Source organism: uncultured Methanobrevibacter sp., from assembly GCF_934746965.1.
Taxonomy (GTDB): domain Archaea; phylum Methanobacteriota; class Methanobacteria; order Methanobacteriales; family Methanobacteriaceae; genus Methanocatella.
Genome location: NZ_CAKVFS010000002.1, coordinates 19,888 through 31,607 on the forward strand (window position 1 = coordinate 19,888; position 11,720 = coordinate 31,607).

Annotated in this window: 16 protein-coding genes; 2 read left to right on the top strand and 14 right to left on the bottom strand. The window is 31.4% G+C overall.

Annotated features, from left to right (window positions below; genetic code table 11):
- Nucleotides 1-50 precede the first annotated feature (50 nt).
- The 11 genes from yciH to Q0984_RS01380 all read right to left on the bottom strand — a co-directional run bounded on the left by yciH (nt 51) and on the right by Q0984_RS01380 (nt 7,100).
- Nucleotides 51-392: a stress response translation initiation inhibitor YciH gene (gene yciH / locus Q0984_RS01330; protein WP_004033216.1), complete on the bottom strand. Its 342-nt coding sequence runs from the start codon at nt 390-392 to the stop codon at nt 51-53.
- Nucleotides 393-599 carry a 50S ribosomal protein L29 gene (gene rpmC / locus Q0984_RS01335; protein WP_004033214.1) on the bottom strand — a complete coding sequence of 69 codons (207 nt, stop codon included), beginning with the start codon at nt 597-599 and terminating at the stop codon, nt 393-395.
- 38 nt (nt 600-637) lie between these two features.
- Entirely contained in the window at nt 638-1,396 is a 759-nt protein-coding gene (locus Q0984_RS01340) for a 30S ribosomal protein S3 (RefSeq protein WP_299522438.1), read from the bottom strand.
- Nucleotides 1,396-1,860: a 50S ribosomal protein L22 gene (locus Q0984_RS01345; RefSeq protein ID WP_004033210.1), complete on the bottom strand. Its 465-nt coding sequence runs from the start codon at nt 1,858-1,860 to the stop codon at nt 1,396-1,398. The genes Q0984_RS01340 and Q0984_RS01345 overlap by 1 nt, the downstream gene beginning before the upstream one ends.
- Nucleotides 1,861-1,872: 12 nt before the next feature.
- Nucleotides 1,873-2,283 carry a 30S ribosomal protein S19 gene (gene rpsS, locus Q0984_RS01350; protein ID WP_004033209.1) on the bottom strand — a complete coding sequence of 137 codons (411 nt, stop codon included), beginning with the start codon at nt 2,281-2,283 and terminating at the stop codon, nt 1,873-1,875.
- 15 nt (nt 2,284-2,298) lie between these two features.
- Nucleotides 2,299-3,024, bottom strand: coding sequence for a 50S ribosomal protein L2 (locus tag Q0984_RS01355; protein ID WP_299522442.1), 726 nt, complete (start codon nt 3,022-3,024; stop codon nt 2,299-2,301).
- Nucleotides 3,025-3,036: 12 nt separating this feature from the next.
- The gene (locus Q0984_RS01360) at nt 3,037-3,297 is read right to left on the bottom strand and encodes a 50S ribosomal protein L23 (protein WP_299522445.1); all 261 of its coding nucleotides are present in this window, start codon (nt 3,295-3,297) and stop codon (nt 3,037-3,039) included.
- 26 nt (nt 3,298-3,323) lie between these two features.
- Nucleotides 3,324-4,088: a 50S ribosomal protein L4 gene (rpl4p, locus tag Q0984_RS01365; protein WP_299522447.1), complete on the bottom strand. Its 765-nt coding sequence runs from the start codon at nt 4,086-4,088 to the stop codon at nt 3,324-3,326.
- A 2-nt stretch (nt 4,089-4,090) separates the two neighbouring features.
- Nucleotides 4,091-5,101: a 50S ribosomal protein L3 gene (gene rpl3p / locus Q0984_RS01370; protein ID WP_299522450.1), complete on the bottom strand. Its 1,011-nt coding sequence runs from the start codon at nt 5,099-5,101 to the stop codon at nt 4,091-4,093.
- A gap of 333 nt (nt 5,102-5,434) precedes the next feature.
- Nucleotides 5,435-6,262, bottom strand: a complete 828-nt coding sequence (locus tag Q0984_RS01375) for a putative RNA uridine N3 methyltransferase (RefSeq protein WP_299522453.1) — start codon at nt 6,260-6,262, stop codon at nt 5,435-5,437.
- A 223-nt stretch (nt 6,263-6,485) separates the two neighbouring features.
- A complete protein-coding gene (locus Q0984_RS01380) occupies nt 6,486-7,100 on the bottom strand; it encodes an METTL5 family protein (protein ID WP_299522456.1) in 615 nt (204 codons plus the stop codon).
- 71 nt (nt 7,101-7,171) lie between these two features.
- On the opposite strand from Q0984_RS01380, the gene Q0984_RS01385 reads away from it, so the two are divergent.
- Nucleotides 7,172-8,665 carry an acetyl-CoA carboxylase biotin carboxylase subunit gene (locus tag Q0984_RS01385; RefSeq protein ID WP_299522459.1) on the top strand — a complete coding sequence of 498 codons (1,494 nt, stop codon included), beginning with the start codon at nt 7,172-7,174 and terminating at the stop codon, nt 8,663-8,665.
- Between the two features lie 14 nt (nt 8,666-8,679).
- The gene (locus Q0984_RS01390) at nt 8,680-9,597 is read left to right on the top strand and encodes a biotin--[acetyl-CoA-carboxylase] ligase (RefSeq protein WP_299522462.1); all 918 of its coding nucleotides are present in this window, start codon (nt 8,680-8,682) and stop codon (nt 9,595-9,597) included.
- Here the strand turns inward: Q0984_RS01390 and Q0984_RS01395 are convergent.
- The 3 genes from Q0984_RS01395 to Q0984_RS01405 form a co-directional block, all read right to left on the bottom strand.
- Nucleotides 9,587-10,741 carry a TIGR03576 family pyridoxal phosphate-dependent enzyme gene (locus tag Q0984_RS01395; protein ID WP_299522465.1) on the bottom strand — a complete coding sequence of 385 codons (1,155 nt, stop codon included), beginning with the start codon at nt 10,739-10,741 and terminating at the stop codon, nt 9,587-9,589. The two genes, Q0984_RS01390 and Q0984_RS01395, sit on opposite strands and share 11 nt — an antisense overlap.
- Nucleotides 10,742-11,068 (bottom strand): hypothetical protein, encoded by a 327-nt coding sequence (locus Q0984_RS01400; RefSeq protein WP_299522468.1) that lies wholly within the window; start codon nt 11,066-11,068, stop codon nt 10,742-10,744.
- Between the two features lie 88 nt (nt 11,069-11,156).
- Entirely contained in the window at nt 11,157-11,678 is a 522-nt protein-coding gene (locus Q0984_RS01405; RefSeq protein ID WP_299522471.1) for a FumA C-terminus/TtdB family hydratase beta subunit, read from the bottom strand.
- Nucleotides 11,679-11,720 lie beyond the last annotated feature (42 nt).

An 11,720-nucleotide genomic window follows, 5' to 3' on the forward strand; every position in this document is an offset into this window, starting at 1 on the left:
TAATCATGCAAAAAATTATAAAATTTATTGAAATGTATCGAAGAGATGAATTACCTTCTTCTTTTTTTATTATTTTTCTTAGATTCACGAATTTCAATTGTATCTGATGAAAAACCCATGTCAGATAAAACTTCTTTGACTCTTACTTTATGATCCCCTTGAAGTTCTATTTGACCGTTTTTAGAAGTACCTCCACAAGCACATTTTGCTTTAAGAGTTTTTGTGAGTTCTTTGATATCAATATCGTGTTCATCTATACCTTCGATAATAGTCATGAGTTTTCCGAATCTTCTTCTTACTGTAAATACTTTTACAGTTTGAACTTCACGTGCAATTTCTTCACAAACACAAAGCTCTTCGGGAAGCCCACAAACATCACAGATTTTTGACATTTAATTCTCCTTCTGTTTTTCATTCAATATTGTAAGAACACGAGCAATTGTTCTTTTCAATTCTCTAATTTTTCCCGGGTTTTCAATTACCCCAGCAGCTGCACTTTTAGAAACATTTTTGGATAATTCAGCTCTGAGTTCAACTAATTTATCTTGAATCTCATCAACTTCCATGTCCCAAATTTCTTTACTTCTTAAAATCGCCATTGTTCCAACTCTTTTGAAATAATTAAATTTTTAATAATTTAACTATCCTCTTTTGCTTCTTCAGCAGATTCCTCTTCAACAATCTCTTCTAATTCATCGAGATCTTCTACTTCTTCAACGATTTCATCTTCAACGATTTCATCAATATCATCAAGTTCTTCAACTTCAACTACTTCGCCGTCTTCGATGATTTCTTCAGTTATTTTAGGTTCGATGATTTCGACTGAATCAGGTAATACAGTTTCTGGAGGCATGATTCTTACATAAATACCAAGTACACCTGGTTTTAATTGAACTGTAGCAAATCCTTCTTCAACTAATCTGATTGATGGTTCACCACATTTTTTGATGTAACCTTCAACAAATTTAGCTACAGCAGATCTTGAACCTCTAATTTTACCAGAAATAGTAACTTCTACACCTTGAGCTCCAGCACCCATAATTCTACGAATAGTAGAGTAAGCAACTCTTCTGAAATGCATACCTCTTTGTAACATGTTAGCTATTTTGTAAGCCATGATTTTTGGGTTGAGTTCAGGAACATTTACTTCTTTAACTTCAATTTGAGGATTATCTAAACCAAATTCGTTTTTAAGAGTACTTGTTATAGCCCTTACGTTTTTTCCACCTCTACCAATTACCATACCTGGTCTTTCTGCATAAACAACGACCATAGTACCTAAAGGTGTAATTTGAACATCCATACCCCCGTATCCTGCTCTTTCAAGTTCTTTTTCTAAGTATTCATCAATTCTGGTTCTTTTAAGGCCCTCAGTGACAAAATCTTTTTCTATCATTAGTTAGCCTCCTGTAATACTATTTGGATATGGGTAGTTGGAGTATTGAATGGAGTCATCCTACCAAATGCTCTTGGAATAACTCCAGGAAGTACAACTCCCCTGTGGCTTGAGATATGTTCAATGAATAAATTTTCAGTATCCATACCTTTGTACTCAGCATTAGCTTCAGCATTTTCTAAAACTTTTAATACTTGTTCTGCTGCTTTTACAGGGTATCTACCTGCTGCCCATCCTTCTTGTCCTTTTCTGTGACCAACTTGTCTGTTGTGTCTTTTGAAAGGAACAGATTTTTTCATGTCAATAACATCTTCTAAGTAATTTTTAGCTTTTGTTACTTCCATTCCTCTGATTGCATTGCAAATTTCAACACAGTGTTTTGGAGAAATCTTAAGAGATTTTGCCATAGCACGTGCAGTTTTTGCTTCATTAGTTTCTTTATTGTAAGCATATTTATTAGCCATGATCTAATCTCCCTATTTAAGTGGTACAAACATAGATGATCTTGTAGCTCCCATACCCGGGTCTCCATGTTGAACTTTTTGTCTTGTTGGTGCAAATTCACCAAAGTAACAACCAATCATTTCTGGTTCGATTGTAACTTCAACAAAATTTTGACCATTGTAAATACCGAAAGTTGTTCCAACCATTTCAGGTAAAACAATCATATCTCTACAATGAGTCCTAATTACAACAGGCCTGCCATCTTTACTGCCTTCTTTATTTAACTTTCTCATTTTATCCAAAACAATTTGTTGTCTTGGTAAAAATCCTCTTTTTAAAGATCTTCTTTGTCTTGCAGGGAATAATTCCATTACTTCCTCTAAAGACATGTCTTGTAATTCTTCAAGAGTATAACCTTTATATTTAAATATTTTTCTTGCCAATGAAACACCCTCTATCTATCTTTTTAATCCTGTTCTTTTAGCTGCAATTGAACCAACTTTTCTTCCTGGTGGTGCATGTCTTGAAACAGTAGTTGGACGACCAGGATGTTGTCTGTTACCTCCCCCATGAGGGTGATCTACAGCATTCATAGCTACTCCTCTTACAGTCATGAATTTCTTACCTTTAGCTTTATAAGCATGCCATCTGTTACCTGCTTTAAGGAATGGTTTTTCTTTTCTTCCTCCTCCAGCTACAACACCTATACTTGCACGGCATTTTGGATTTAAGTATTTTAATTCACCAGATGGTAATTCTACAACAGATTGATTTGCATCATGAGTAATTAAAGAAGCATAAGTTCCAGATGATCTTACAAAACGACCTCCATCCCCAGGAGTATTTTCAATATCATAAATAGGAGTTCCTTCTGGAATTTCAGCAAGAGGCAAAGTATTACCAAATTTAATTGGAGCAGAAATACCACATTCAATTTCATCATCAATTTGAATGCTTTCAGGTGCTAAGATAAATTTCTTTTCACCATTTTCAAATTTTACTTCTGCAATTGGAGCAGTTCTTGCTGGGTCGTGTACAATATCAGTAACGATTCCTTTAATACTACCTTCTTTTTCTAATGCATCGTAAGATCTGTATCTAATTTTATCTTTAAAACGATGAGAAGCAACACGGTGAGCAGGAGTTCCTCTTCCTCTTCTTTGAATTATTAATCGTTTTCCCATTATAATTCCTCCTTAGAATACTCCTATTTTGACAGCGAGTTCTTCTGCCATTTCTTCTTCAACAAGTTTAATAAATGCTACTTTGTTACCACGAGGAGTGATATGAGTAGTTACTTTAGCTACTTTTTCTTCGTATAACTCTTCAAAAGCTTTTTTAATTTGACCTTTATTAGCTGTACGTTTTACAACAAAAGTAATCTCATTATTCCTATCAATTAAATTCATGGTTTTTTCAGTAACATGAGGTTTAATAATAATTGAGTATGAATCCATATTAATCACCTTAATTTATCCAAAAATTATTGGAATAAACCTCCTAATTTTTCAACAGCTGATTTAGTGAAAATAGTAAGTCTTCCTGGGTGAGTACCTGGTGCTAATAATTCTGCATTTAAGTTTTCAACAGTCACTACATCTACACCAGCATGGTTTCTTGCACCTAATTTGATACCATTATCTTCACCAACTACTAAAAGAGGTCCTTTTACTTTTTTGTATTTTCTTCCTCTGGTTTTACCCCTACCTGCTCTTATTCTTTTACCTTCTTTAGCACGGGTAATATCATCGTAAACTCCTAAATTTTGGAAAATTTCACGAGTTTGTTTAGTAGTTTTAACAGAACAAATATCATCTTCAACAATAATAGGCACTTGTTCAAGATCTGCTACTTTGTGACCTCTATTTTCAACAAGTTCTTTATTTGCAGTTGCTGCTACAGCAGATCTAATTGCAAATCTTCTTTCTTTTATGTTGATTTTTTCGTGATGATTTTTTTCAGCTCTTGTAGGATGAGCACGTCTACCACCAACAGCCATTGGTACAAATGCTGCTTTGGAACCGTTTTTAATCCTAGGTACTCTAGCAGTACCTCTACCAGATCCCCAACCTTTTGCAGAAGTTCTTTTACCTGCTTTAGGATCATTACCCCATGGTTGTACTCTAGCAGTTTGTGCTGAAATAACAGCCCTTTTTATTAAATCTGGCCTGTATTCTTCATTAAAAATAGCTGGAAGTTCAATTTCTTCTTTAACTTCCCCTTTCATTGAATAAACATTTGCTTTCATGATTAGACCCCTTGTTTAGATTTTGTACTTACATAATTTATTTGAGGTATGTCCTCAGACTTTTTATTAGGTCTAATAGGTTGTCTTAAAATAACTAATCTTTTAGATGGACCTGGTAATGAACCTTTTACTAAAACATAGTCATTTTTAACAAGACCATATTTTACAAATCCACCATCTGGATTAATTTGATCAACTTCATCAGCAGATGCGATTTTTAAGATTTTTTTATTAAACTCAGTTCTTTTATGGTATCCCATTTGACCTGCTTGTGCTACAGTCCACATGGTTCTTGATGGAGTCCAAGGTCCAATAGAACCTACGTGTCTTCCTTTACCTGCCCTTACAGCTTTACCATATTGAATTCTGATTCCCCATCTTTTAACTACACCTTGGAATCCTTTTCCTTTAGTAGTTGCAATTGCATCTACAAATTGACCTTCATTTAAGATGTCACTAGCTTTTACTTCATTACCTAATAATTCTAATGCAGTATTTAATTTTTCTTCAGGATTTGCTCCTCCAATACCACATTCAAATATATCTGGTTTTTTCTTAGGTACGCTAGTTACTTTTGGATTAGTATGGACTAAAACTTTAATATCTTCAGTTTTGTCTAATACACCTTGTATTTTTGCAATAGCTTCAGATTTATTATATTCTTTAGGAAGAGAAATTTTCCTTGAGAGTTCTTCATCTAAATTATCTGCAAGTACTTCGGTGATCACTTTTAATCCACGAGAAGTTTTTTCGTATGCTCTAATTCCCATTACTACGACTGGAGGTACTTCCAATACAGTTACTGGAGTGAAAACTTCCATTCCACTAGTTGGAGAGTTTTTGTCAGAATCAATCACTAAAGCGTGAGTCATACCAACTTTATAACCTGCGAGGCCGAGTAATTTTGGTTCATCATTTTGTGGCCAAGATTTTATTCTAGGGGTTTCTTTAGCTGCTCTTTTCCTTGGACTAAAAGCAACAGAACCTTTTCTTGGCTGGTGATGTCTTACCATTTATTTTACCTCCTTAACTAATATTTCCTTTTATTTTATTATATTCAAAGTTTTATATAGCTATAAATAGCTATTTTCAAATTTGGATAATATTATACAAGGTATAAAATTATCCGATTAATAAATAACCGCAATTATATTACAGTTAAATAAACATTAAAGTTTAATATATTCAATTGAGCTAAATTAATTGAAACATAATTAAACGCTAAGTTAATGTATAAACCATTCTGCGCTAAGTGATTCTTAGGAGAGTCCTAAAAATATCAATGTATAAAAAGTTGAGCAAATTATCTATTAGTCATGTATAAAAACTAAATAAATATAAGAGAATTAAAATCTCAAAATGTTGAATAAAGAAAGTGTAGCGACAACTGCCTCTTCAGTTCTAACAGTTTCAGTTCCTTGGTTAGGAATAGTATTTAATTTAATATGTTCCCAATTACCACTAGAAACATCTTCTTGAATTGAAGAATATGGGCCACCAAACAAAATAGCAATATTTTTAAATTCATCTACTTTAAGTTTTAATTCATCAAAAATAGAATCAATATAATCCCCATATCTTGTAGTTTCAACAACAAGATTTGGTTTAATTAATTTTAAGCTATTTCTAAGACTCTTATTAGAAGATATTACATTATATCCCCAGTAAATGTCATCTGGTTTATCAGGTGTGACTATTACTTCTTTCTTAGCAATTTTTGTAATCTTAAAGTCAAAAATTTTTTTAACAGTAAGTTGCTCTTTGCAGAATGCAAGTTTATCCATACCTATATCTACAAAAGTTCCTTTCTTATTTCTTTTAACAGTAAATCCTTGTCTATAATCACCCACGTCTGGTTGACTATTAACTGGATGATGAGGAGCCCTAAGTGGTGGGAGAATACCTACATGCTTAAGTTCTGATCTTATAGGAAATGCACTTTTTCTCAAATATTGAGGAGTGTTCATATAATTTAAAACTTCAGCAATAAATTCTCCATCTTCTTCCCCATTTTCATTTTTAATATGATCATCATTATAAATAACCACATTGTCAATCTGAAATACTGCTAAAGCTCTACCTAAAACTCCTACTTTGAAAGTACGAACTTTAAGATCTTTAGATTCAGATAGAAAAGAATTTGGAATAAATACAGATAGCTCATCTTTATACATTATTTTAATATTAATAAAACAAACTATATAAAGATTTCCCTACATTTACATAGCTACCACTAATAATTTATACATTTTATAAAAGTATTATATCAATTATAATACCCGTAGCTTTTATTTTATGCTACCAACTTTTATACTCATAAGGAATATATTAATATAATATATGAACCATGTAGTATATAAAGGTATTGTTTTCTTATTTAAAAGAAATGAGAATTATCTAAAGTGTAGCACGAATAACTATTACTTCCACATTTGATGATTCTTTTGTATGAAATTCATAAATCTTAGGAATAGGAAAATCATATCTAAAAATATGAGTAATTTTTAAATTATGTTTTTCAAAAAAATCAATTAAAAACTTTTGAGTTGATGCCATGTGAAATGAATATAATACACTAGGATTTAAATCAATAGCTTTTTTAATAAATTTTAAATCCTGACCTTTTTTAGCATTTTTTTGTGATCCGAAAGGAGGGTTTTGAAAAATAGTATCCACATCAAAATCATCATTTAATTTACAAATATCACTACATATAAAATCAACATCAGTACAATAACTACTAGCTAAATCAATTGAATCCTTATCAATATCAATACCAATAGCTGAAGTTGCACCTAATAATTTTGATGCTATTGCAAATACTCCAGTTCCACATCCCAAATCCATAATATTTTTACCTATAATATCCCCAAATGAATAAGCATTCCATAATAAATCAGCTGCAATAATAGCTGGTGTAGAATACTGTTCCAACTCTATTTTAGGTTTTGGATGCTTTGGAACATTTTGTATGGCTATTTCTAAATGTTTCTTTTTAGTAATTTTTTTCATCTAAACAACATATTTAATTATTATTTCTTATATAATTATATTATTAATAAAAATATAAAAAGAGGTTTCGAATGTTTGAAAAGATATTAATTGCAAATAGAGGAGAAATTGCAATAAGAGTTATGCGTGCCTGTCGTGAACTTGATATCGAAAGTGTAGCAATATACTCTGATGCAGATACAACTTCCCTTTATACAAACTATGCTGACGAAAGTTATCCTTTAGGTAATCCTTCACCAGCAAAGTCTTATTTAAATATAGATAAAATCATCGACATTGCTCTTGAATCTGGAGCAGATGCTATCCACCCAGGTTATGGATTTTTAGCTGAAAATCCTAAATTTGGAGAAGAGTGTGAAAAAAATGGAATTAAACTTATTGGACCAAGTGGAAAAGTAATTCACGAAATGGGAGATAAAATAACTTCCAAAGCACTTATGAAAAAAGCAGGAGTTCCTGTTATTGAAGGTACACCTGAAGGAGTTACCGATATTAATGAAGCTAAAGAAATAGCCAGGCAAATTGGATACCCTGTAATTGTAAAAGCATCTGCAGGAGGTGGGGGAATTGGTATGCGTGCTGTTTACGAAGAAGATGAATTAGTACGTGCAATTGAATCTACCCAATCTGTTGCTTCTACAAATTTCGGAGATTCAACTGTATTTATTGAAAAATATCTTGAAAAACCTAGACATATTGAATTCCAATTATTAGCAGATGAACATGGAAATGTTATCCATGTAGCTGATAGGGAATGTTCCATTCAAAGAAGACATCAAAAATTACTTGAAGAAGCTCCTTCTCCAATTATGACTGAAGAACTCAGAGCTGAAATGGGTGCTAGTGCTGTAAAAGCTGCAGAATACATTGGTTATACTAGCGCAGGTACTGTTGAATTTTTATATGATAATGGCCAGTATTATTTCTTAGAAATGAACACACGTATCCAAGTAGAACACCCAATTACAGAACTTGTTACTAATACTGATTTAATTAAAGAACAAATAAAAATAGCTAATGGTGATGAGCTTACTTACGAACAAAAAGATATTCAAGTATCTGGTCATGCAATTGAATGTCGTATTAATGCTGAAGACCCCTTAAATGACTTTGCACCAAATCCAGGTAAAATTACGGGGTACAGATCACCTGGAGGGCCAGGAGTACGTTTAGATAGCGGAGTTTATATGAATTATACTATTCCTACATTCTACGATTCAATGATTTCAAAATTAGTAACATGGGGAAGAACAAGAGATGACTCCATAGCTAGAATGAAACGTGCACTAAGTGAATATATTATCTTAGGAGTTAAAACTACAATTCCATTCCATAAAGCTATTTTAAGAAATCCTAACTTTATTAGTGGTGACTTAAACACTCACTTTATTGATCAATACAGAAATGGTATTGAAAGCGAAATGGTTAATGTAATTGCAGAAGACTTAGAAAATGTAAATAAAATGAAATCAACATTTATGCCAAGTAAAAAAATAGCTGCAATTTCTGCTGCTGTTGGATCTTATTTAAATACTGCTAAAAACCAACAAATGAATAAAAAATAAGTTGGGGATTATAAATGCAAAACGAAATAATAAAGTTATTAAAAAAAGAAGAAAAATTATCTGAAGAGACTATTGCTGAATTAAGCAATATCGAAATTAGTGATTTTTCTGATTCAGTTAAAGAACTTGGAAAAAACGAAACTGCATATATAAAAAGAGAAGAAATCTTAAAAGATTTAAACACAACTTACATTGGTAAAGACATGTACATTTTCAACGAAGTAATGTCTACAAATACAATTGCAAAATTTTTATCAATGAATGGTGTTGGAAATGGTGCTGTTGTAATCTCTGAAAAACAAACAAAAGCCAGAGGAAGATCTGGTAAAAATTGGGAGTCTCCTCTTGGTGGTGTCTGGTTATCAATTATATTAAATCCAAATGTAACCCACTCAAAAATTCCATTAATTACTCTTGCAACAGGAGTGGCAGTTGAAAACACATTAAAAAGAATAGGCATCCAAAATGCTGAAATAAAATGGCCAAATGATATTTTAATCAATGACAAAAAAGTATGTGGTATTTTAACAGAGGCTATTACTAGTTTTAACACAATTGAAAGTGTTATCATTGGTGTTGGAATTGATGCTAATATAACTCTTAAAGATTTTCCTGAAGAATTAAAAGAAAAAATGACTACTTTAAATAAGGAAACTGGTGAAAAAATAGACGAAAACCTCTTAATTAAAACATTTTTAGAAGAATTTGAGAAAATTAGCAAACAATTCATGAATGAAGAATATGAAAATATTTTAAAAGAATGGAGAAAACACTCATATACCATTGGAAAAATTGTAGAAGTACATGAACCATTTAGCAAACCCTATGATGGCTACGTTTTAGGCATTAGTAGAGATGGATCATTAGTTGTAGAAAAAATTGATGGAACTTTAGAAAAAGTAATATCTGGAGAATGTGTTATCAAAAATTAAACACAATCTCTTTACATTTATCTTCATTTACAATTACTTCAAGTAATTTATTAAATGAAGATTCTATTTTTTTATTTAAATCATTTAAATTTAACTTAAATGCATCCTTTGTTGATAAATCAAATCTTATTGTTGCAGATGCGCCAGGCATTGAAACTGGAGGAATTGTAATAATCCCATATTCTTTTAGCAAAATAAATGCAAAAATAAATGATAAATCATTATTTGATAAATTATGTGAAACTTTAATCTCACTAGCTAAACCTTCTGGTGAAATCATAACACCAGTTGGAGTTTCACTAAAAGCAGTGAATTTTTTATTCAATAATTCAAATAATTCTTTTTTTCTTGAAAATCCTTTTATTAAATTTTCACCATTGAAATTTTTAATACCATTAACCATAGCTAAAATTGCTGGAGGTTGAGCTTCAAGACCAAATTGATTAGCTTTAATCTTAATTTTATCAACTAGCTCTTTACGACCAGCCATTAATCCCCCCCTAGGACCTGGCATTAACTTATCAGTACTAGTAATAGTAATATCCGCACCTAAATCACAAGCTTTCTTTTGATTAAATACAACAGTTCTAAGTCTAGCTCCTGATGCATCATCAACCATAACTGGAATATTTTGTTCATGAGCCATTTCAATGACTTTTTTAAAAATATCTTCATCAATTACTTTGTGATCCATTGTTGAACCTGTAACAACAACTAATGAAGTATTTTCAGGTATTTGAAATTTATCAAAATCATCAGTTTCAAAATAATTAGCTTTAACTAACTCACAACTTCTTGGAATAGATGGATGAGCAGGTAATTGAGCAAGATAATGCACTACATTAGACCTTTCACCAACTAATGCAAGAATAGTAGCCAATATACCTGAAGAAGTTCTATTAAGTGGAAGAATTTTTTCTCCACCTAAATGTTTTTTTCCAACTTCCTGAATTTCATCCTCAAAAATAGCTGGTCCAACATAAGTTTCAAGTAAACTTAATTCATCCGGAGAAGCTATAAATCCTCCAGATAAACCAGTTAAATCATATAATTCATTACGACCTTTAGTTTCAATGATATTTTTTATTATAGATAAAGCATTTTCTCTTTTTTTAACTTCATCTAGAGAGCTGTTAACTATCATCTAATCAGAGTCGAATTCTAATTTAAAGTCTTTGAAAGCTTCAACAAATGCTTTTAAATCTTTTTCAGGTACAGGCATTTGAACAAATTGTTCATTTTCAGGTTCTTCATAAGAATATTCTGCATCAGTAATTTTACCTTCAGGAGTTGTCCATAAAATTAAACTGTCACTTAATTCCTCAGGGTTTTTATTTGGGAAAAATATCTCTACAGATGCTCCTAATTGTACAAAGAATTTATCTTTTTCTTCTTCACTTTTATTTACTTTTTTAATTTTTCTTACTCTTGATTTTAATTTTTTTTCAGCGAGTTCATTTATATCTGGCATTAATAACACATCCTGAAACTTTTATTTAAATATCTAAATTATAGTTAAAATTTCCATATTATATAAGCATTCTTATTTGATTCATAACTCAGTCATATAAACTATTACCTTCACTATCCATAGCTACTATAAGTGGTCCAAAATCTTTAACTTTCAAATTCCACATAGCTTCAGGCATTCCTAAGTCTAACCAGTCAACACTTTCAATTTCTTCAACTGCATCAACATAAAGTGCAGCACATCCTCCAGTAGCTACAACATATAATGCATTATTTTTAATTAATGCTTCCCTTACACTGTCATCCATTCCACCTTTACCAATGACAATTTTAGGTCCCATATCAATAACATCACTTTGATATGGATTCATTCTCATAGAAGTAGTTGGACCTACAGCTACCATCTTATAATTATTTTCATCTTTAGATATAATAGGTCCTGCATGAAATATAGCTGCACCTTCAATATCTAATGGAGCGCCCTGTTCTAAAATTCTTTTGTGTGCTTGGTCTCTGGCAGTTATAATATTTCCAGTTAAAGTAATTACATCACCAATTCTCAAATCAGACAAATCTTCATTTTTAACTGGTACTTTGATATTTTTTTCCATTTGGTCACCTTGTAAATTATATATTATAAAAAACTAAACTAA

Excerpts from the sequence above, each read along its gene's own strand:
- Q0984_RS01360 (WP_299522445.1), bottom strand. The coding sequence starts at position 3,297 with ATGGATTCATACTCAATTATTATTAAACCTCATGTTACTGAAAAAACC.
- Q0984_RS01355 (WP_299522442.1), bottom strand. The coding sequence starts at position 3,024 with ATGGGAAAACGATTAATAATTCAAAGAAGAGGAAGAGGAACTCCTGCT.
- Q0984_RS01375 (WP_299522453.1), bottom strand. The coding sequence starts at position 6,262 with ATGTATAAAGATGAGCTATCTGTATTTATTCCAAATTCTTTTCTATCT.
- Q0984_RS01345 (WP_004033210.1), bottom strand. The coding sequence starts at position 1,860 with ATGGCTAATAAATATGCTTACAATAAAGAAACTAATGAAGCAAAAACT.
- Q0984_RS01395 (WP_299522465.1), bottom strand. The coding sequence starts at position 10,741 with ATGATAGTTAACAGCTCTCTAGATGAAGTTAAAAAAAGAGAAAATGCT.
- Q0984_RS01405 (WP_299522471.1), bottom strand. The coding sequence starts at position 11,678 with ATGGAAAAAAATATCAAAGTACCAGTTAAAAATGAAGATTTGTCTGAT.
- Q0984_RS01340 (WP_299522438.1), bottom strand. The coding sequence starts at position 1,396 with ATGATAGAAAAAGATTTTGTCACTGAGGGCCTTAAAAGAACCAGAATT.
- Q0984_RS01380 (WP_299522456.1), bottom strand. The coding sequence starts at position 7,100 with ATGAAAAAAATTACTAAAAAGAAACATTTAGAAATAGCCATACAAAAT.
- rpmC (WP_004033214.1), bottom strand. The coding sequence starts at position 599 with ATGGCGATTTTAAGAAGTAAAGAAATTTGGGACATGGAAGTTGATGAG.
- yciH (WP_004033216.1), bottom strand. The coding sequence starts at position 392 with ATGTCAAAAATCTGTGATGTTTGTGGGCTTCCCGAAGAGCTTTGTGTT.
- rpl4p (WP_299522447.1), bottom strand. The coding sequence starts at position 4,088 with ATGAAAGCAAATGTTTATTCAATGAAAGGGGAAGTTAAAGAAGAAATT.
- rpl3p (WP_299522450.1), bottom strand. The coding sequence starts at position 5,101 with ATGGTAAGACATCACCAGCCAAGAAAAGGTTCTGTTGCTTTTAGTCCA.
- Q0984_RS01390 (WP_299522462.1), top strand. The coding sequence starts at position 8,680 with ATGCAAAACGAAATAATAAAGTTATTAAAAAAAGAAGAAAAATTATCT.
- Q0984_RS01400 (WP_299522468.1), bottom strand. The coding sequence starts at position 11,068 with ATGCCAGATATAAATGAACTCGCTGAAAAAAAATTAAAATCAAGAGTA.
- Q0984_RS01385 (WP_299522459.1), top strand. The coding sequence starts at position 7,172 with ATGTTTGAAAAGATATTAATTGCAAATAGAGGAGAAATTGCAATAAGA.